20 protein-coding genes are annotated in these 21,339 nt (G+C 43.7%); 19 read left to right on the top strand and 1 reads right to left on the bottom strand.

What is annotated here, in order from left to right; genetic code table 11:
• Positions 1–489 precede the first annotated feature (489 nt).
• Complete coding sequence (locus tag B5E75_RS01310) at positions 490–2,103, bottom strand: AAA family ATPase (RefSeq protein WP_087356997.1); 1,614 nt, start codon at positions 2,101–2,103, stop codon at positions 490–492.
• A gap of 750 nt (positions 2,104–2,853) precedes the next feature.
• Here B5E75_RS01310 and B5E75_RS01305 point away from each other — a divergent pair.
• The 19 genes from B5E75_RS01305 (at position 2,854) to B5E75_RS01215 (ending at position 21,273) form a co-directional block, all read left to right on the top strand.
• Positions 2,854–5,907, top strand: coding sequence for an SrtB-anchored collagen-binding adhesin (locus B5E75_RS01305; RefSeq protein ID WP_087356996.1), 3,054 nt, complete (start codon positions 2,854–2,856; stop codon positions 5,905–5,907).
• Positions 5,908–6,101: 194 nt separating this feature from the next.
• Complete coding sequence (locus B5E75_RS01300) at positions 6,102–6,428, top strand: YdcP family protein (protein WP_003066614.1); 327 nt, start codon at positions 6,102–6,104, stop codon at positions 6,426–6,428.
• Between the two features lie 15 nt (positions 6,429–6,443).
• Complete coding sequence (locus B5E75_RS01295) at positions 6,444–6,836, top strand: YdcP family protein (protein WP_087356995.1); 393 nt, start codon at positions 6,444–6,446, stop codon at positions 6,834–6,836.
• A 421-nt stretch (positions 6,837–7,257) separates the two neighbouring features.
• On the top strand, positions 7,258–7,632 hold the full coding sequence (locus tag B5E75_RS01290) for a hypothetical protein (RefSeq protein ID WP_087356994.1): 375 nt from the start codon (positions 7,258–7,260) through the stop codon (positions 7,630–7,632).
• 107 nt (positions 7,633–7,739) lie between these two features.
• Positions 7,740–9,137, top strand: coding sequence for an FtsK/SpoIIIE domain-containing protein (locus B5E75_RS01285; RefSeq protein WP_087356993.1), 1,398 nt, complete (start codon positions 7,740–7,742; stop codon positions 9,135–9,137).
• 181 nt (positions 9,138–9,318) lie between these two features.
• A complete protein-coding gene (gene mobT / locus B5E75_RS01280; RefSeq protein WP_164483529.1) occupies positions 9,319–10,515 on the top strand; it encodes a MobT family relaxase in 1,197 nt (398 codons plus the stop codon).
• 14 nt (positions 10,516–10,529) lie between these two features.
• A complete protein-coding gene (locus tag B5E75_RS01275; RefSeq protein WP_087356992.1) occupies positions 10,530–10,664 on the top strand; it encodes a DUF3789 domain-containing protein in 135 nt (44 codons plus the stop codon).
• Positions 10,665–10,886: a hypothetical protein gene (locus B5E75_RS01270; RefSeq protein WP_022619642.1), complete on the top strand. Its 222-nt coding sequence runs from the start codon at positions 10,665–10,667 to the stop codon at positions 10,884–10,886. It begins immediately after the preceding gene.
• Positions 10,887–11,086: 200 nt separating this feature from the next.
• Positions 11,087–11,620: a GNAT family N-acetyltransferase gene (locus tag B5E75_RS01265; RefSeq protein ID WP_087356991.1), complete on the top strand. Its 534-nt coding sequence runs from the start codon at positions 11,087–11,089 to the stop codon at positions 11,618–11,620.
• A 105-nt stretch (positions 11,621–11,725) separates the two neighbouring features.
• Positions 11,726–12,103, top strand: a complete 378-nt coding sequence (locus B5E75_RS01260) for a regulatory YrvL family protein (protein WP_241146595.1) — start codon at positions 11,726–11,728, stop codon at positions 12,101–12,103.
• A 96-nt stretch (positions 12,104–12,199) separates the two neighbouring features.
• A complete protein-coding gene (locus B5E75_RS01255; RefSeq protein ID WP_087356990.1) occupies positions 12,200–12,418 on the top strand; it encodes a hypothetical protein in 219 nt (72 codons plus the stop codon).
• 1 nt (position 12,419) lies between these two features.
• Entirely contained in the window at positions 12,420–12,905 is a 486-nt protein-coding gene (locus B5E75_RS01250; protein WP_241146596.1) for an antirestriction protein ArdA, read from the top strand.
• A gap of 17 nt (positions 12,906–12,922) precedes the next feature.
• Positions 12,923–13,423, top strand: a complete 501-nt coding sequence (locus tag B5E75_RS01245; RefSeq protein ID WP_087356988.1) for an antirestriction protein ArdA — start codon at positions 12,923–12,925, stop codon at positions 13,421–13,423.
• A 117-nt stretch (positions 13,424–13,540) separates the two neighbouring features.
• Complete coding sequence (locus B5E75_RS01240) at positions 13,541–13,930, top strand: conjugal transfer protein (RefSeq protein ID WP_087356987.1); 390 nt, start codon at positions 13,541–13,543, stop codon at positions 13,928–13,930.
• Complete coding sequence (gene tcpF / locus B5E75_RS01235) at positions 13,917–16,364, top strand: conjugal transfer ATPase TcpF (protein WP_087356986.1); 2,448 nt, start codon at positions 13,917–13,919, stop codon at positions 16,362–16,364. The genes B5E75_RS01240 and tcpF overlap by 14 nt, the downstream gene beginning before the upstream one ends.
• On the top strand, positions 16,364–18,466 hold the full coding sequence (locus tag B5E75_RS01230; protein ID WP_087356985.1) for a CD3337/EF1877 family mobilome membrane protein: 2,103 nt from the start codon (positions 16,364–16,366) through the stop codon (positions 18,464–18,466). Before tcpF ends, B5E75_RS01230 begins: the two co-directional genes overlap by 1 nt.
• The gene (locus tag B5E75_RS01225; RefSeq protein WP_087356984.1) at positions 18,463–19,470 is read left to right on the top strand and encodes a bifunctional lytic transglycosylase/C40 family peptidase; all 1,008 of its coding nucleotides are present in this window, start codon (positions 18,463–18,465) and stop codon (positions 19,468–19,470) included. Before B5E75_RS01230 ends, B5E75_RS01225 begins: the two co-directional genes overlap by 4 nt.
• Positions 19,471–19,488: 18 nt before the next feature.
• Entirely contained in the window at positions 19,489–20,382 is an 894-nt protein-coding gene (locus B5E75_RS01220; RefSeq protein ID WP_087356983.1) for a conjugal transfer protein, read from the top strand.
• Between the two features lie 150 nt (positions 20,383–20,532).
• Positions 20,533–21,273 (top strand): MerR family transcriptional regulator, encoded by a 741-nt coding sequence (locus tag B5E75_RS01215; RefSeq protein ID WP_087356982.1) that lies wholly within the window; start codon positions 20,533–20,535, stop codon positions 21,271–21,273.
• The last annotated feature ends 66 nt before the right edge of the window (positions 21,274–21,339 follow it).

Below are 21,339 nucleotides of genomic sequence, written 5' to 3'. Positions count from 1 at the left end.
TGATGACATTTGATCTAACGATAACCAAACTGTTTCATCATTAAAAGTTGTTTCTATTTTCACCAAACCATCTTCTGTTGTATAAATAATCATTTTTGAATTATTATCCATTCAGTAAGCCTCCTCCTTTTCTTTTATACTATTATATATTTTTTTATAATCATTTGTATCATTTTTCTTAACATTATTAAATTTACTTATTTTAGCTATGTAAGACTTTCCCTATAATAATAAAAAATCCCTTTACCTTTATTCTTAGTAAAGAGATTTTATTTACATTTATATGTTACCTGTTATCCATCAGATACTATTCTATCTATTAGTATTCACCGTGTTCTTCGGTATTATTAACTATATTTATTTAAGTTTAGTGTGGTTTCACACTTATGTTTACTTCAATTACATCATTTATTTTTATTTACTGATTTTCTGTTGCCAAAATATTGCTACAGTCTTATTATAAATTCTTGGCCTCAATCAAACATTATATTATTTTCTTTTAAAAATTACTTCTTCTAATTCTTTATAAACACCCATTGTCTGGTTAATACATGCTGCCAAATTTCTTTTAAACCTCTCAGGATTAATACTTATTCCTATCCCGCAACAACTTTTTATCTCCCCCGTCTTATCTTTTAAATTATCATTAGTAATATCATGTACTATTCTATTATATTTTGACTCATTAAATTGTAGTCTATTCCATCTACAATACTCACTTAAAACTTCTTTATCATACAAATAATTTTCTAGTTCAAATCTCTTTAATACTCTGTGATTTTCTGAATTATTTTCTAAGTAAATTCTTCTTGTATGTTCATCAGTTGCCTTTCCAGAGGCCATATCACGATCTTTTAATACCCATATTTTCAATTCTGGAAATACTTTAGAAAAAATTGCAATAGCAATATCACTGCGTTGATCTAGTTCAGTATTTCCTCCGCTGGATATGAATAAGACATCTGGATACTCCTTTGCAAAAATGGTATTAAATACATCAGCATCTAATCCTCTCTCACTACCATCCTTTTTAGGCTCTGCTCTCCCTTCACAATAAATGATAATTTTAGGACAGATTAATTTAGCTAAATCATCAAGAGCCGTTGAAAAAAGATTCTGCCATTCTGAACGACTTATCTGCACTGGTTGCAATATAAATGCTTCAGCCGCCCATTTATTATCACTTTTAAATTCAATAATCTGTGACTCATTTTTTAATTCATCTTGTATTGCTCTCAAAAAACCAATACTATGTGTTGCAATCCATATTTGACAATTTTCTGGAACCATTTTGTTAATTTCAATTAATAATGCTCTCTGAATCGATGTATTTAAATGCAGTTCTGGTTCATCTATAATGTATACTGAATCTGTATATGTATCTTTCCTTAAATATAAGTCAAGTAGTATATCAATTACTTCCTTTTCTCCAGCTGATAAAACATTGTAGTCAAATACTATATCTGCATCACTCTTTTTAAAATACAATGTCCCTTTATTCTCATCAATATTACCTAAACTTGTAATTTTTAAATCTAAACAAGCACTTAATGCTGCATTTAATTTTCCTATAATATGCTCTCTCGCTTCACTCGGCCTCAAATCATTATCGTCCCGATACTTATTATATTTTGCCAATAATCGACGATAATCTTCTTCAATTCGCTGATCTATATCAGATGCAGAAGAAGCACCATAATCATTCTGAATAATATCTTTAACTGCTTTGGTTTGCATTATCTTTAAATTACCATTATATCGAAAGGAACTTCGAAAACTAAAAATGCTATTTCCTCTTCCTTCTTTCTGCATTTTATTATAAACTTGACTAAATGTCCCCTGTTCAAATTCTATTTGTACATTTTCATAATTATACCCTGGAACTTGTTTAAGAGAATGATAATGATAGTCCCTAGTTATACCATTTTGTCCAATTCTTCCCATATACGCTTTAGCTAAAAATAACATTGCATCAAAGACACTGCTTTTTCCACAACCGTTGGGTCCTACCAGAGCAACTATCCTTTTCGGATCATCCCCTAAATCTATGGTTAAATCATAAAATCTTTTATACTCTTTCATTCGTATTTTTCTTATTTTCATAAATTATTTTACTCCCCTTCTTATAAATATTATGTTGGCAACATTTTTTAATTAAGAGTATTTAAAAAGTTATATTTAATATATGACAGGCAATTCCATAAATTGCCTGTCATATAAAATAAATAATGCATCTTTTACTATTCGAACTCGCCCGAAAATATATTTTTATTAACTTATTTAGGTTAATAATTTTTTAAAAATCAACTATTTTCTATATGCTTTTTGCTTTGTTCTATTCTTTTGATAAATCAATAGTATCAAATTAGAATCGTTCTTTCAGGTTGCTTAGTATCAAATGATGTTCTATATCATAAAATTATAATCAGCTATACTAATCAAACTTTTGACATTCATATATAGTTCTAACTTATTGAATAAATATAACTTTTTTACTATGTATTAATATTGGTCATTCTTTTCATTTCTATTATTTGAATAATTTTAATGTATTATAATATTAAATCAAAATCTTTCCTAAAAACCGAATTATCCCCTAAAACACTGTATTTATCGCATTTTCAGAGGACTTAAAACTAGCAATTTACTACGAATTTACTACAATCGAGCAAGCTCTGACGCACTGAAAAGTCCTGATATGAGAAGATACAGTTTTGTACATCAGTATTGAAAACATAAAAATTGAATATCGCAAGTAGATTATGGAACGCCTGTACTGACGTTCCTTTTCTATTTCCAGCCGTTCAGAAATGGACGGCTTTTTCTATATCCAACGAAAGGAGAATTTAAGCTATGAAAAAGATATTAAAGCGATTAGCTACGGGCTTCCTTGCCCTTGCGACTATCGTTACTGCTATGCCGACTACCGCCGTCCATGCTTCTGAAAAGCAATACTGGACAGAAAGTGCGGAACGTGTCGGTATCGTGGAAAAGGTAATGAATGACGGCTCTATCGGTTCGACATTCAATGAGGGACACATGACCGTTGAGGGAGAGGACGCTTTCTGCGTGGACATTAACACGAACTTCCGAAACGGCTATAAGACCAGAGTGGACGCAAGCACCCGCATGAGTGCCGACCAGATTTCAGATGTTGCCCTCTCCATTGAGTACGTCAGCCAGTACGCAAAGAACCACAGCGGATTAAGCAGTCAGCACGTCTATCTCTTGAAGCAGTGTGTTGTCTGGCAGAGATTGAGCGTTCATCTTGGCTGGCAGTGCGACAACGTGCGAGCTTCTTATGATGAAATTCCAAAAGCTGTACAGGACGAAGTGTATTCTGGGGCAAAAGCCTTTGTCAAAGAGAACAAGGGACGCTATGAGTGTGGCGGTTACATCTACTCTGGCGAGGGACAGGACATAGGACAGTTCTGGGCGAAACTTGCCGTAGGAAATGCCACTTTGAAAAAGACTTCCAGTAATGCCAGCATTACAGACGGGAACGGGCTTTACTCAATCGCCGGCGCAACGTATGGTGTCTATTCTGATAAAGGCTGTACGAAACAGCTTGCCACCCTTACGACAGATAACAGCGGGAATACTGACACTGTGGAAGTAAAGGCTGGCACAGTGTATATCAGGGAATTATCCGCACCCGCAGGATATAAGGTGGATAAGACCGTGTATTCCTTAAAGGTGGAAGCTGGCAAGACAACGACCTTAAAAGTATCGGACACACCAAAAGTTACCGATACGCTTATTGAGCTTTTAAAGATTGACATGGAAACCCAGAAAGACGCTCCGCAGGGAAATGCTTCCTTAGAGGGCGCAGAGTTCACATGGAAATTCTATGCGGGACACTATACCGCAGACAATCTCCCTGCTGAACCCACAAAGACATGGGTAACAAAGACAATCGCTGAAAAAGACAGTGACGGCACTATCCATTACGTTTCCCGCCTTGCTGATGAATACAAGGTATCAGGGGACAGCTTCTATACACAGGACGGAAAGAACGTGCTTCCGCTTGGGACATTGACCGTTGAGGAAACAAAAGCTCCTAGTGGCTATCTTCTTGACGGTGCGTATATGCAGGCGAATGGCAGTGAAGAACAGATGAAAGGTATCTATGTAACACAGATTACCGAGGACGGCGACCTTGCCGTACTTTCTGGAAGCAACCAGTACCATGTATCTGACATGGTTATCCGTGGCGGTGTGAAAATCCAGAAAAGGGACTTGGAAACGAGCGACACGAAAGCACAGGGAAGCGCAACCTTGAAAGACGCTGAATTTGCAATCATTTCCCTAAATGACAGTGCGGTGCTTGTTGAGGGGAAACTCTACCAGAAAAATGAAGTGGTAAAGACAATCCAGACAGGCATTGACGGTATCGCTTCTACTTCTGCTGACCTCTTGCCTTACGGGAAATACCGTATCGAGGAAAGCAAAGCTCCGAACGGCTATCTCACAGACGGCGCAAAGGCAGTTGAATTTGAAATCACAGAGAATGGGAAAATCATTGACCTTACAGACGAAAGCCACTCTGTCTATAACCAGATTAAGCGTGGCGACTTAGAGGGTGTCAAGATTGGGGCTGGCACACATAAGCGTCTTGCTGATGTTCCGTTCAGGATCACAAGCAAGACGACAGGAGAAAGCCATGTAATCGTAACAGACGACAACGGGCAGTTCTCCACTTCTTCTGACTGGGCTTCCCACAAGTACAACACCAACGAGGGCAAGACCAGCGAGGACGGTATCTGGTTTGGGGCTTCCGAGCCAGACGACACCAAAGGCGCATTACTCTATGACACCTATATCATTGAAGAATTGCGCTGTGAAAGCAACAAAGGCTTTGAACTTATCCCTGCCTTTGAAATCGTGGTATCACGAAACAACGTAACCGTTGATTTAGGGACGCTCACAGATGAATATGAGAAAGAAATCTCTATCCATACCACTGCCACAGGCACAGACGGGGAAAAAGTAATCGTGGCAGGAAAAGAAGTTACGGTCATTGATACTGTTACCCTTGACGGATTGGAGAAAGGCACAAAGTACCAGCTTACAGGCTGGCAGATGTTGAAAGAAGAAAATGCAGAGCTTCTTATCAATGGGGAACGTGTAGAAAACAGCTACACCTTTACCGCTGATGATGAAGAAATGAAGATTGAAATGGAATATACATTCAATGCTTCTGCCCTTGGCGGACAGAACCTTGTAACCTTTGAGGAATTATATGACCTCTCTAATGAGGACGAACCTGTAAAGGTGGCGGAACACAAGGACATTGAGGACGAGGGACAGACCGTACTCATCACAGAGCGCATTATCTCTATCCATACCACAGCGACCAGCGAGGACGGAGAAAAAGAGATTGAAGCAGGAAAAGACGTAACTATCATTGACACGGTTACTCTTGAGGGCTTGGAAATCGGTACAAAATATCAGTTAAAAGGCTGGCAGATGTTAAAAGAAGAAAATGCAGAGCTTCTTATCAATGGGGAACGTGTAGAGAATGACTACACCTTTACCGCCGACAGCGAAAGCATGAAAGTAGAGATTACCTTTACCTTTGACGCTTCCTCACTTAGCGGAAAATCCCTTGTAACCTTTGAGGAATTGTACGATTTAAGCAATCCAGACGAGCCAGTAAAGGTTACGGAGCATAAGGACATTGAGGACGAGGGGCAGACGGTAACGGTCAAAGAAGTGCCAGACACACCAGAAGAACCGACACCAGAACAGCCGACTACACCTGATACACCAGATACACCGAGCAGAACGGGCAACTCTCCAAAGACAGGCGATAACACAAATATCGCTTTCTTCTTGGGACTATTCGCCCTTTCTGGTGCTGGCGTAGCAGGGACATATTTCATCAGACGCCGTAAACGCTCTTAACAGGACGGTACAGCCATGATGTTGAAGAAATCCCGTTCCCCGCCGTCTATTCTGACGTGCCAGAAAATGATAATTTAAACTGTTCCTTTTCTGTTAATCTGCTTGCGGATTGACGGAAAAGAACAGTACACAAGGGGCGTGGGGAGTGTAGCTCCCCGCATATCAAAATCAAAAAAGAAATGAGGTAAGAACACATGAAATTAAAATATATCGTGCCGAACATGGCGCAGACCTTTGGAAACTTGGAGTTTGCAGGAGAAAATGAAGTGGAGCAACAGCGTGTCAATGGTCGCTATGTTCCCGTAACCAGAAGCTACAACCTTTATTCCGACATTCAGCGAGCAGATGATATTGTCGTCATTCTTCCCGCAAAGGCTGGGGAGAAGCGTTTCAAGTACGAGCAGAAAGTGAAGCTCGTCAACCCGAAGATTACCGCAGAGGGAAAGAACGTGCGAGGTCGTGGCTACACAAACTATATCTTAACGGCTGATGATATGCTTCCAGCCGAGGAAAGCAAGTAAAGGGGGTATCTGATTATGAGATTAGCGAATGGAATTGTATTAGATAAGGAAAAGACCTTTGGGGTATTGAAGTTCTCTGCCCTTAGACATGAGGTGCGTGTGGAGAATGAGGACGGGACGACTACCGAGGAAATCAAGCGCAGAACCTACGACTTGAAGTGCAGTCAGCAGGAACGCACGATACAGGTATCTATCCCAGCGGAAATCCCCGTCAAGGACTATCTCTACAATGCCGAGGTAGAGCTTGTCAATCCTGTTGCCGATACGGTGGCGAACGCCAACTACCGAGGGGCTGATGTGGAGTGGTACATTAAGGCAGACGACATTGTTTTGAAGAACAAAGGAAATCAGCCAGCAGGCAATCCGCAGAGCCACGCTCCGCAGGGACAGCAGAAAAACCAGAAGTAGCTTATGGGAGAGATTGTAGGCTATGTGGAATACGAAAGGGAGTTTCGAGAAACCGCACTTCCAGAGTACCGCTGGCTGGCTTACTCTATGCTGACACAGGCAATACAGGACTGTGGCTGTCAAATGGACGGTATGGTAAATGTGTCCATGCCAGACTACATCAGCGTGGATAAATGCTGGTACACGTTTCAGTTTTCCGTCCATGCTTTAGACTGGCAAAACCCAGCCAGTAGGACATTTACCTATATCGGCTGTTACTGATGAAAGGGAATGATTGGCTTATAAAGAAACCGAACACAGGAAGTCCAAAGAACAACGCTCCGTAGGAACAACTTAAAAAAATTAGTGAAGCACATTTTCATTGTAAGAAATACTGAATAGAAGTATAATATCCTTGTAGATTGGAATTTGAGGTGAAACAATGAAAAAAATTATAACTATTTTTAGTGCTATATTTCTTATTACATCACTAACAGCTTGTTCACCAGACTTCAATGGAAGCAGAACAGGAAATGACAAGCAACTAATTATGGAATATACAGCGTTTAATACTACTGATTCTCAAGATTTAGTTGTTGAAGCTGGGGATACCATTCATACGGAAATTGTAATTGAGGACGGTCAGTTATCATATAAAATTCAGAAAAATGATGATGAACCTATCGCTGAAAGTGAAGGCATTTTCTTTTCAGTAGACTATGATGTTGAGGTAGAAGAAAGCGGAACATATACAGTAACAGTAACTGGCGAAAAAACAAAGGGAAGCGTAAAATTCGTAGTAGAAAGTGCGGAGTGATTTACTGGAACAAATCAGCAAATCTCAGTTTAACAACTTCATATTCAGTATTATAAGCGGTTAGTCTATACGATTGACCGCTTTTCCATATCCAGAAAGGGGTGTTTATGAGCTTTTACAAATACAAGGGAAAGCGTATCAGAGCCAGCGACAAGAACCTTGTGTACCGCTTCTGCGCTGGTACGCTCCTGTTCCTGTTTATAGCTGTTCTACTGCTACTGAACATGGGACAGCTCATGCGTACTGACTGGGAGCATTTCAGCCTGCTTAATAACGGCTTGACGCTTTCCCCTTACAACTTCATAACAATTTTGATAGCGACTGGTGTCTGTGCATTGGTCGCTTTTCTTTATTACCGCTTCCGCTATGACAGCTTCAAGAAGCTGTTGCACCGCCAGAAGCTGGCGAGAATGATACTGCAAAACAAGTGGTATGAAGCCGATACGGTGCAGGACAGCGGTTTTTTCACTGACCTGTCTTCTGGCAGATCAAGGGAAAAAATCGTCTGGTTTCCGAAAGTCTATTATCAAATGGATACGGGCTTGCTCCATATCAGTTGTGAAATCACGCTTGGCAAGTATCAAGACCAGCTACTAAGGCTGGAAGATAAGCTGGAAAGCGGGCTTTACTGTGAGCTGACCGACAAGACCTTGCATGACGGCTACATCGAGTACACGCTTCTCTATGACATGATAGCAAACCGTATCAGGATTGACGAAGTGCGAGCTGAAAACGGGGGCTTGCGACTGATGAAGAACCTTGTCTGGGAATATGACGCTCTCCCCCACGCTCTTATCTGTGGCGGGACTGGCGGGGGTAAGACCTACTTCCTGCTGACAATCATTGAAGCCCTATTGCAGACGGACGCAGTGCTTTACATCTTAGACCCGAAGAACGCCGACCTTGCGGACTTGGGGACGGTCATGGACAACGTGTACCACACAAAGGAAGATATGATAGAGTGCGTCAATGCGTTCTATGAGGGCATGATGATACGTTCTGAAGAAATGAAAACCATGCCCGACTATAAGACGGGAGAAAACTATGCCTATCTGGGCTTACCGCCCTGCTTCCTTATCTTTGACGAGTATGTGGCGTTCTTGGAAATGCTGGGGACAAAGGAAAGCATGAGCCTACTTAGCCAGCTAAAGAAAATCGTCATGCTTGGCAGACAGGCGGGCTATTTTCTTATCGTTGCCTGCCAGCGACCAGACGCAAAGTATTTCTCGGACGGGATAAGGGACAACTTCAATTTCCGTGTGGGCTTGGGACGTATCAGCGAGCTTGGCTATGGTATGCTCTTTGGAAGTGATGTGAAGAAACAGTTTTTCCAGAAGCGTATCAAAGGGCGTGGCTACTGTGATGTGGGAACAAGCGTCATATCGGAGTTTTACACACCTCTTGTACCAAAGGGGCATGACTTTTTACAGGCTATCGGCTCTTTTGCCCTTGCAAGGCAGGACGGGACGGCGACGTGCGAAGCGAAAGGCGACGGCACGGACTAGCCGTGCTGGTGTGGCGTAAGCCACGCCAGCACCTCAACCCCTCGGTATCTAACAGAGGGGTACAATTCCGCTGGCAACTACAGTCAAAAGTGCTGGAAATCCCGCTAAGTACAAGGGATTTTCCAAAATCGTGCCGACTGTGACATTTAGCGGAAAATATCACACTTTCACGATTGGGGGTATCACACTGAATGAAACCGATTTTCTGACCGTCTTGAAAGAGAAACGCTTATCTTACGGTGTTTCCCAGACAAGGCTTGCAACAATGGCTGGTATCAGCCGAGAACATCTCAGTCGTATCGAAGCGGGAAAGGTCAGTCTGACCGAGGATAGGAAGCAGAAACTAATGGAAGCCGTTGAGAAGTTCAACCCAGACGCTCCCATGTTTCTGCTTTTTGACTATGTGCGTATCCGTTTCCCCACGCTGGACATTCAGCACGTTATCAGGGATATATTAAAGCTCAATATTGATTATATGCTCCATGAGGACTACGGGCATTACAAGTACACGGAGCATTACTATCTGGGAGATGTGTTTGTCTATACCTCACAGGACGAGGAAAAAGGGACGCTCCTAGAGCTGAAAGGGAAAGGCTGTCGCCAGTTTGAAAGCTATCTGCTGGCGCAGGGGCGTAGCTGGTATGACTTCCTCTTGGACTGTCTGATTGAGGGCGGTGTAATGAAACGCCTTGACCTTGCAATCAATGACAGGACGGGAATACTGGACATACCAGAGCTGACCGCTAAATGCAACAATGAGGAATGTGTGTCTTTGTTCCGTTCGTTCAAGTCCTACGCTTCTGGGGAGCTGGTAAAGCATAACGAGCAGGACAAGGCGGGCATGGGACACACACTCTATATCGGCTCTCTGAAATCGGAAGTCTACTTCTGCTGTTACGAGAAGAACTACGAGCAGTACGCAAGGCTTGGCATACCGATAGAGGAAGCCCCCATAAAGAACCGCTTCGAGATACGTCTGAAAGATGAAAGAGCCTATTATGCCGTCCGTGAACTGCTGACAGATTATGACGCAGAACAGACGGCATTTTCTATTATCAGTCACTATATCCGCTTTGTGGACAGAGAGCCAGACAAGCGAAAGACGGACTGGAAAACCAATGACCGCTGGGCGTATTTCATGGGCGAAAACAGACCGCCTATCAAGCTGACAAGCCAGCCAGAGCCTTACACACTGGCAAGGACGCTGAACTGGATAAGCAGGCAGGTCGCCCCTACGCTGAAAATGCTGAAAAGGATAGATGCTGGCAACCAGACGGACTATCTGAAAACCATTGAGGATAACGCAAAGCTGACGGAAAAGCATTTGAAGATAATCGAACAGCAGACAGCGGACACAGAGGAACTTATCACAGAATAAAGGAGAGTGAAACAATGTTGGAACTTATCAAGGATTTACTGCTGGTATCTCTTGGCATGGGAATGGGCGTAGTCCTGATGTGCATGATGAGTGTCGGCAAGGAAGCAGACCGACACATGACTGAATTTAGAGAAAGAGAGGAAAAATAAATGAATTTTGGACAGAACTTATACAACTGGTTTTTAAGCAACGCACAGAGCCTTGTGCTTATGGCAATCGTAGTCATTGGTATCTACTTGGGCTTCAAGCGTGAATTTTCAAAACTTATCGGCTTCCTTGTGGTTGCCCTTGTTGCCGTAGGGCTTGTGTTCAATGCGGGCGGTGTCAAGGACGTACTCTTAGAGCTGTTCAATAAGATTATCGGCGCATAATCTTATTTGAAATCCGCCGTTTGCGCCCACCGCAAACGTACCTATCCCCCTTTGGGAGTGGGCTAAGGGGGAATGAAAGGGGGTAACGGAATGGTACACGGATAAAAAGACAGCCACAGATGAATTTCATTGAATGGCTGAAATCAAACTGATATAATGTGGGTATGAAATTAACAAATTGGAAGTTGAGGTGATGTGGAATGAAAACTCCTATTTTGGAAACGGATAGACTTATACTAAGACCCTTTAATACAGCAGACGTACAAGATGTTTTTTGTTGTTGGGAAAGTGATGCCGATGTTGCAAAATATATGTTTTGGAGTAGCCATAATGATATTGAAAAAACAAAAGAATGGATTTCTTTTGAGTTAGAGCAAATCAGCAAGAATGATTGGTATCGCTTTGCGATTGTTCTAAAAGAAACCAATGAACTGATAGGAACTGGTCTTATCTATTATGAAGATGAAGTTTCTTGTTGGGAGATTGGATATAATTTAGGCAAGAAATATTGGGGAAAAGGATATACAACAGAAGCTATGAAAGAGATTATCAGGTTTGCCGTGCAAGAGCTTCATGTTACGGAAATCGTCGGTAGATTTGCAAAAGAAAATCCTAATTCTGGAAATGTAATGCAAAAACTTGGATTTAAGTATGAAAAGGATATCGACTATGAATGTAATAATGGGACAATACACCGTAATGGAATGCAATATAGGTTATATCTAAAATGCTAAATCCCAGTTTGTATAACAAGTAATAAGCTGTATTTGGTGCAAATAAACATAAAAAAATTAGGGAATACAAATAAAGAAAAAATTGTTACTTTCTTGATAGGTGGAGTGTTGGTTGTTGGCGTATTGTCCATTATTGCTTTAATATGTGGAGCTGTAATGAGATTATTTGGTTTTTACTATACGTCTGTTGGAAGTGTTGTTTTATTCTTTATAATCGCAACAATTATTTCCTATCCACTCAATTTGCTTGCTAGTGCGTTACCAAAAGCATTACTTGCGCTTGAAAAGATAAACAAACAATCTGCTGTCATTATGTATCTTTTATTAGATACGGTTGCAACATTTATAGGCTTGAATATCGTAGATTATTTCATGCAGTCTATTTCAGCGACTACTATTTCAATCATCATTGTTTCTTTTGTGTTAGCTTTGTTTGGAATGAGTGAAGTGAACAATTTTAATGATAAGTGGAAAAGCAGATAAATACCCGTTTAACAACTACATACCCATATTCACAAGCGGTTAGTCTAAACGATTGACCGCTTTTTCTATATTCAAATTTCAGATTGGAGTGATTGCTTGAAAGATATTTTTACTGATATGCAGGCAAAAGTCGGCTGTCCCTATCTCTCTGACCTGCCCTACAAAAAGCGTGCGGTCTGGTATGAGATGAAACGCCTTTGCTTGTCGGACTATCCAGAAAATCAACTGGAAGATTTTTCACGCTATGTATTTGGTGTGCCTTACGCCACCATACAAGAAGCATTACAAAGAAAGGACGTGATGAACCGTGAATGAAATGCGTGTTCGACTGGAAGCAAGAGAACCCAGAAGCGGAGAAATCAGAGCTTTTTGGTTTTCCCTGCCAGTGAATGAGGACGAGCTGGAAGAAAAACTTGGGATTGACAGTGCGGACGGCTACTTCATTGTAGACAAGGAGCTTCCCTTTGCTGATGAGGTCATGGAAGATACTTCTATCCAAAAGCTCAATGAAATGGCTTACCAGTATGAAGCCCTGCCCGCTGACATACGAGAAGATTACGGGGAGCTGATGTGCTACTTTACCAGCCTTGACGAGCTGTTCCGCTTGAAGAATGACATTATCCATTATGCCGACTGCCGTAACATGACCGCCGTTGCAGAAAAAGTCCTCTCCCAGAACCCAGCCTATGCGTCCCTGCCAGAAAGCGTCGTCCGCTACTTTGACTTTGAAGCCTACGGGCAGTACCTTGACGACAACGGACGCTTTGTAGAAACCGACCACGGTATCTATGAGCTTCCATAGAAAAGAGGTGTGGCTGAATGGTTGAGGATATGCGTGTGTATATCGCTAATCTTGGCAAGTACAATGAGGGCGAGCTTGTGGGCGACTGGTTCTCTTTCCCCATTGACGAGGAAGATGTAGCGGAGCGTATTGGCTTGAATGAATACTATGAGGAATACGCTGTCCATGATACAGACAACTTCCCCTGTGAGATTGAGGAATTTATCTCCATTAGGGAACTGAATGACTTGTATTACACAATACAGGACTTCCCAGAAGAAGTCTTAGACAAGCTGGACGATTTTAAATCCTACTTTGGAAGTCTGGAAGAACTGGCGGACAACCTAGACCGTATCTATTGCTATACAGGCTGTGAAACAATGGCAGACGTGGCGTATCACTTTGCTTATGAGCTGAACACGCTGGGAGAAATACCGCCTAGCCTGCGATACTACATTGACTGTGAAGCATACGGCAGGGACTTGGAAATCGAGGGCTATTTCATAGAAACAAGATACGGTATGTGTGAAATCAAATAAGGGGCTGGCAGATCAGCGACAACCCGTGTCGCTCCTGACAGCTTTTTCTATCAGGGACAGTCTGAAATACGGCTGTCCTTTTCTATTTCAAAGAACAATGAAAGGAGCTGAAACGAATTGAAAAAGATAAAAAGCTACACGGGTATCTGGAACGTGGAGAAAGTCTTATACGCAATCAATGACTTCAATCTCCCATTCCCTGTTACCTTTACCCAGATTACATGGTTTGTGATAACCGAGTTTATCGTCATTCTCTTTGGGGACTTCCCGCCCCTTTCCATGATTGAGGGGGCGTTCCTCAAATACTTCGGTATTCCCGTCGCCCTCACTTGGTTTATGAGCCAGAAAACCTTTGACGGCAAGAAGCCTTACAGCTTCCTAAAGTCACAGCTTTGCTATGCCGTCCGACCAAAAGTAACCTATGCAGGAAAAGCCGTAAAGCTGGAAAAGGAAATTTTCAGCGAACCTATTACGGCAGTTAGGAGTGTGATGTATGTACCCGATTAAATATATCGACAACAACCTTGTCTGGAACAAAGACAATGAGGTGTTCGCCTACTATGAGCTGATACCTTACAATTATTCATTCTTATCGGCGGAGCAGAAATTTATCGTGCATGACAGCTTCCGCCAGCTTATCGCCCAGTCCCGTGAGGGAAAGATACACGCCTTGCAGATAGCGACAGAAAGCTCAATCCGCAGTATACAGGAGCAGTCAAAGAAGCTGGTAACAGGGCGATTGAAAGACGTTGCTTTTGAGAAGATAGACGAGCAGACGGAAGCCCTTGTTTCCATGATTGGGGACAATCAGGTGGACTACCGCTTCTTCCTCGGCTTCAAGCTCATGGTAACAGATGAACCGCTGAATTTACAGAGCGTGAAGAAATCCGTATTTATGACGTTCAAGGAGTTTTTGCATGAAGTGAACCACACGCTGATGAATGACTTCGTTTCCATGCCAGATGATGAAATCAACCGCTACCTAAAAATGGAAAAGTTACTGGAAAACAAAATCTCCCGCCGTTTCAAGGTGCGCCGTCTGGAAACCAGCGATTTTGGCTATCTCATTGAACACCTTTACGGCAGAAGCGGGATTGCCTATGAGGACTACCAGTACCAGCTTCCTAAGAAGAAGCTGAAAAAGGAAACCCTCTTAAAGCAGTATGACCTTATCCGTCCCGCCCGCTGTCTGATAGAGGAAAGCCAGCGTCATTTGCGCTTGGAGCATGAGGAAAGCGAAAGCTATGTTTCCTATTTCACGGTCAACGCCATTGTGGGGGAACTTGATTTTCCGTCCAGCGAGATATTCTACTTCCAGCAACAGCAGTTCACGTTCCCCGTTGATACAAGCATGAACGTGGAAATCGTCGGGAACAGAAAAGCCCTCTCCACTGTCCGCAACAAGAAGAAAGAGCTGAAAGACCTTGACAGCCACGCATATAACGCTGGGAGCGAAACCAGCAGTAATGTGGTGGACGCTTTAGACAGCGTGGACGAGCTGGAAGCCGACCTCGACCAGAGCAAGGAAAGTATGTATAAGCTCTCCTACGTTATCCGTGTATCAGCCCCCGACCTTGACGAGCTGAAAAGACGCTGTGATGAGGTCAAGGATTTCTATGACGATTTGAACGTGAAGCTCGTCCGTCCCGCTGGGGATATGCTGGGGCTTCACTCTGAATTTCTGCCAGCCAGCAAGCGTTATATCAACGACTATGTGCAGTATGTGAAATCCGACTTCTTGGCAGGGCTTGGCTTTGGGGCGACCCAGCAGTTAGGCGAGAATACAGGTATCTATATCGGCTATTCCGTGGACACGGGAAGAAACGTCTACTTACAGCCGTCCCTTGCCAGTCAGGGCGTGAAAGGCACAGTAACCAATGCTTTAGCGTCTGCCTTTGTCGGCTCTTTGGGTGGCGGGAAATCGTTCAGCAATAACCTGTTAGTATATTATTCTGTCCTCTTTGGCGGGCAGGCGGTTATCCTTGACCCTAAAAGCGAGCGTGGGGGCTGGAAAGAAACGCTCCCAGAAATCGCCCATGAGATAAACATTGTCAACCTTACCAGCGAGAAAGAAAACGCTGGGCTTCTTGACCCGTTCGTTATCATGCAGGACGTAAAGGACGCTGAAAGCCTTGCAATCGACATTTTAACATTCCTTACGGGGATTTCCTCTAGGGACGGCGAGAAGTTCCCAGTCCTTAGAAAAGCAATCCGTACCGTGGCGCAGAGCGACAAGAGAGGGCTTCTCCTTGTGATTGACGAGCTGAGAAACGAGGACACGCTTATCTCCCGCAACATAGCGGAGCATATCGACAGCTTTACCGACTATGACTTTGCACAGCTTTTGTTCTCGGACGGCAACGTACACAACGGTATCAGCCTTGACCGACAGCTTAACATCATTCAGGTAGCAGACCTTGTTCTGCCAGATAAGGACACGACCTTTGAGGAATACACCACCATTGAGCTGTTGTCCGTGTCCATTATGATTGCCATTAGTACCTTTTGCCTTGACTTTATCCACAGCGACAGAAGCATTTTTAAGATTGTAGACCTTGATGAAGCGTGGGCTTTCCTCAACGTGGCACAAGGGGAAACCCTCTCCAACAAGCTGGTACGTGCAGGACGAGCTATGCAGGCGGGTGTGTACTTCGTCACACAAAGCTCTGGGGACGTGTCAAAGGAAAGTTTGAAGAACAATATCGGCTTGAAGTTTGCGTTCCGTTCTACGGATATAAACGAGATAAAGCAGACGCTGGAATTTTTCAGCATTGACCCAGAGGACGAGAACAACCAGAAGCGATTACGTGATTTGGAGAACGGTCAGTGCTTATTGCAGGACTTATACGGGCGTGTGGGCGTGGTGCAGATACACCCTGTCTTTGAAGAACTATTACACGCCTTTGATACCAGACCGCCCGTGAAAAGCGAGGTGGAGTGATGAAAGATAAGATTAGAGGGCTTCTTACAAAAAAGAAGCTCTTTCGCTTTTTTAAGATAACTCTTGTTATCCTTGTTACCGCTGTCGTGTTCCTCTCTCTTTTGGGGACGGTCGCCCATGCTTCGGGGCTGGTGGACGACACGGTAAATGCGGACAACCTCTATTCAAAGTACCCGCTGGAAAACTACCAGCTTGACTTCTATGTGGATAATAGCTGGGGCTGGCTTCCGTGGAACTGGCTGGACGGTATCGGAAAATCAGTGCAGTACGGGCTTTACTGCATTACCAACTTTATCTGGACGATAAGCCTTTATCTTTCCAATGCCACGGGGTACGTTGTCCAGCAGGCGTATAAGCTGGACTTCATCAATGACATGGCAGACAGTATCGGAAAGAGCATACAGACCCTAGCGGGCGTGACAAAGAACGGCTTTGGAAGCACAGGCTTTTATGTGGGATTTTTGCTCCTGATTATCCTTATCGTGGGTATCTACGTTGCCTATACGGGACTTATCAAGAGGGAAACCAGCAAGGCACTTCACGCCGTTGTCAACTTTGTTGTGGTGTTCATTCTGTCCGCTTCCTTTATCGCCTACGCTCCCGACTACATCAAGAAGATAAATGACTTTTCCAGCGATATAAGTACCGCTTCGCTGGACTTGGGGACAAAAATCATGCTCCCCGACAGCGAGAGCAAGGGCAAGGACAGCGTAGACCTGATAAGGGACAGCCTGTTCTCCATACAGGTGCAACAACCGTGGCTACTCTTGCAGTTTGGCAACAGTGATATAGAGGAAATCGGCTCTGACCGTGTGGAAGCCCTTGTATCGGCAAGCCCGTCTGACGAGGACGGGGAAACCAGAGAGGACGTTGTGATTGAGGAAATCGAGGACAACGACAATGACAACCTGACAATCCCGCAGGTCATTAACCGTCTGGGAATGGTGTTCTTCCTGCTTATCTTCAATCTGGGGATAACGGTGTTCGTGTTCCTCTTAACAGGCATGATGATATTTTCCCAGATATTATTTATTATCTTCGCCATGTTCCTGCCGATTAGCTTCCTGCTCTCCATGATACCGACTTATGAGAACATGGCAAAACAGGCAATCGTGCGAGTGTTCAATACCATAATGACAAGGGCGGGGATAACCCTTATCGTAACGGTGGCGTTTAGTATTTCCAGTATGTTTTATAACATTTCCACGGACTATCCGTTCTTTATGATAGCGTTCTTACAGATAGTATGTTTCGCTGGCATTTACATGAAGCTGGGCGACCTGATGAGTATGTTCTCCCTCAATGCGGGGGACAGCCAGCAAATGGGACGCAGGATATTCCGCCGTCCTTATCTGTTCATGCGACACAGGGCTAGGCGAATGGAACACCGTATCGCAAAAGCCGTTGGGGTTGGAAGCGTGGCTGGTGCGGTGGCTGGAAGTGCCGTAGCCAGCTCTGGAAGAAAGACAAAAGCGCCGACTTCCAGAGAAAGCAGAAGCAACCAGTCTGTCAGCGGGCGTGTCGGCTCTGCCGTAGGTGCGGTGCTTGATACAAAGAACAAGGTCAAGGACAAGGCAACGGCTGTCAGGGAGAATATCAAAGATATGCCGACCCAGACCGCCTACGCTGTCCACTCCGCAAAGGAAAAGGCAAAGGAAAGTGTGTCCGAATTTAAGCGTGGTGTCGTGCAGGGACAGGAAACCCGCCAGAGCGAACGTGCCGAGAAGCTACAAAGGCACAGGGACAATATCGCTGGCAAGCGCATGGAAATGCAGAAAGCACAGGAAGCACGACAGCGAAGCAGGGACGGATCAGCGGAAGCTACCCGTACCCATGAGCGACCCGTTACCGCCACATCAAGGCAAAGCGCAGAGAAAGCGCAGGAAGTGAAGCGTCCCGTTACTTCTGGAAAAGGAGCTACGGACAAGGTACATACCGAGCCGTCAAAAGCGCAGACCGTCAAGGAGCGTCCCCTTGCTTCTGGCACAGAGCAGACCAGCAAGACAGAGCGCACCAGTACCCGCCAACAGACGCAGACAGCCAGCAGGAGTACAAAGCAGACCACGAAGAAAACCACACCTAAGAAAGGACGCAGGAAATGAAACTAAGACATCTCGCCATTATCAGCAGTCTGTTTCCGTTCCTGCTTGTCATTGTCCTGTTCTTTGGGGTGATTATCAGCGCAGACGATGACGACAGCGGGGACAACTATTCTTCTTCCTATACGGGTATGAATTTATCCGCAGAAGTCCTCAAACATCAGCCAATGGTAGAAAAGTACGCAAAGGAGTATGGCATTTCCGAGTATGTGAACGTGCTTCTTGCCATTATACAGGTGGAAAGTGGCGGGACAGCCGAGGACGTTATGCAAAGCTCCGAGAGCATGGGCTTACCGCCTAATTCCCTTAGTACCGAGGAGTCCATAAAGCAGGGGTGCAAGTATTTCGCTTCCCTGCTTTCTTCAGCGGAAAACAAAGGGATTACTGATATAAATTCTGTCATACAGTCCTATAACTACGGCGGTGGTTATCTTGACTATGTGGCGAAGAACGGAAAGAAGCACAGCTTCACGCTGGCAGAGAATTTCGCCCATGAAAAGTCTGGCGGGAAGAAAGTAACCTATACGAACCCTGTCGCCGTGAAGAAAAATGGGGGCTGGCGTTACGGCTACGGGAATATGTTCTATGTGGAGCTTGTGAACCAGTACCTCGTTGTTCATCAGGTGTCGGGCGAGCTGGCACAGAAGATAATGAATGAAGCCCTCAAATATCAGGGCTGGAGTTATGTGTACGGCGGGAGCAACCCGAATACCTCTTTTGACTGTTCAGGTCTGGTACAGTGGTGTTACGGCAAGGCGGGTATCAGCCTGCCGAGAACTGCACAGGAACAGTATGACGCTACCCAGCATATCACGCTTTCACAGGCGCAGGCTGGGGATTTGGTGTTCTTCCACAGTACCTACAATGCAGGGACGTATGTTACCCATGTAGGTATCTATGTGGGAAACAACCAGATGTACCATGCAGGCGACCCTATCGGATATGCCGACCTTACCAGCTCCTACTGGCAACAGCACTTGATAGGCGCAGGAAGAATTAAGCAATAAAAGAAAGGAATGGAAATCATGTTCAAGAAGAAAGAAAAACCAATAAAAGAAAAGAAAGTCCGTACCGTCAAGGTGGGGACGCGCAGGAAAACCGTTATCGCCCTTTGGGTGGTGTTGCTTGCGAGCGTGAGCTTTGGTGTATATAAGAACTTTACCGCCATTGATATGCACACGGTACATGAAACGGAAACCATAGAGCTACGCTTAAATGACACCAATGGGATTGAAAATTTCGTGAAGAACTTTGCGAAGTCCTATTATACTTGGAGCAATACAAAGGAAGCTATCGAAGCAAGGACACAGGCAATCAGCGGGTATCTGACAAAGGAGTTGCAGGACTTAAATGTTGATACCATAAGAGCTGACATACCGACCAGCTCTGCCGTTACGGACGTGCTTATCTGGGACGTGGCGCAGTCTGGGGAGAACGCTTTTATTGTTGCCTACGAAGTAGATCAGCAGATAAAAGAGGGCGACCAGACAAGGAACGTGTCAGAAACCTATACCGTGAAAGTCCATGTGGACGCTGGCGGAGATATGGTTATCATACAGAACCCGACGCTCTCCCCTGATGTGGAAAAATCAGACTATGAGCCGAAAATGCAGGAAGCGGACAACAGCGTGGACGCTGATACCGTGAATGACGCTACGGCGTTTCTGGAAACATTCTTCAAGCTGTACCCTACGGCTACGGAAACGGAGCTTGCCTACTATGTGGCGGGAAATGCTCTTGAACCCATAAACGGAGACTATCTCTATTCGGAATTAGTCAATCCCGTGTTCACGGCTGACGGAGATAACGTCAAGGTCAAGGTGGCTGTGAAGTTTATTGACAACCAGACAAAGGCAACGCAGATTTCACAGTATGAGCTGACGCTACATAAGGATAGCAACTGGAAAATCATAGGATAGTCAATAAGGCTTGCGTCATACGCTGTATGGTATGCTCCGCAAGCCTTTAACTATTGCATATATTTATGATTTTGTATATAATAAAACCCTCCATTAGTACACCAGCCTTTAAATTACTGATATACTTTTAGTAAGATAGGAGGTTTTTTGATGAATACATACCAAACAACAGAAGTTGCTCGAATAATTGGCGTACATCCAAATACAGTTAGGTTGTATGAACAACTCCATTTAATACCACTGGCAAAGCGCAAAGAAAATGGCTATCGTATTTTTACAGATTTTCACATAGAGCAATTTCGTTTAGCCCGTACAGCTTTAAAAGTAGAAATTTTACAAAATGGATTGAGAAAAAAAGCTATGAATATTATTAAAGTATCTGCCACAGGGAATTTTGATGAAGCTATTAAATTGACAGATGAATACTTATCACAACTTCAACGTGAAAAGAATAATGCGGAGCAGGCAATACAAATTGTAAATGAACTCATAAACGGGGAAAGTAGCCCTAATCAGATACTATTGAAACGTAAAGAGGTATCTGAATTTTTGGGTGTTACAATGGACACTTTGCGAAATTGGGAGTTAAACGGTTTACTGTGTGTCAAGCGTAAAGCAAACGGCTATCGAGTATATTCAAATGATGATATAAAACGCTTACGCATTATTAAAGCACTAAGATGTGCAAACTATTCTTTATCTTCTATTCTTAGAATGTTAAATGCTTTATCGGTCAATCCAGATATAAATATAAAATCTGTGATTGGTATGCCAGAAGAAAACGAAGATATTATAACCGCCTGCGACAAGCTGTTGCTATCACTTGATGACGCTTCTAAAAATGCTCGATTTATGAAAGCAACCCTAATCAATATGAAAAAATCCTTTTAAATACACCCTACATTTTAACACCAGAGTTTTTTCTGGTGTTATTATTTTTCCAGAAAATAAAGGAGG

The sequence above is a fragment of the Massiliimicrobium timonense genome (assembly GCF_002160865.1).
Taxonomy (GTDB): domain Bacteria; phylum Bacillota_I; class Bacilli_A; order Erysipelotrichales; family Coprobacillaceae; genus Allocoprobacillus.
This window is presented reverse-complemented; position numbering and strand designations above follow the sequence as displayed.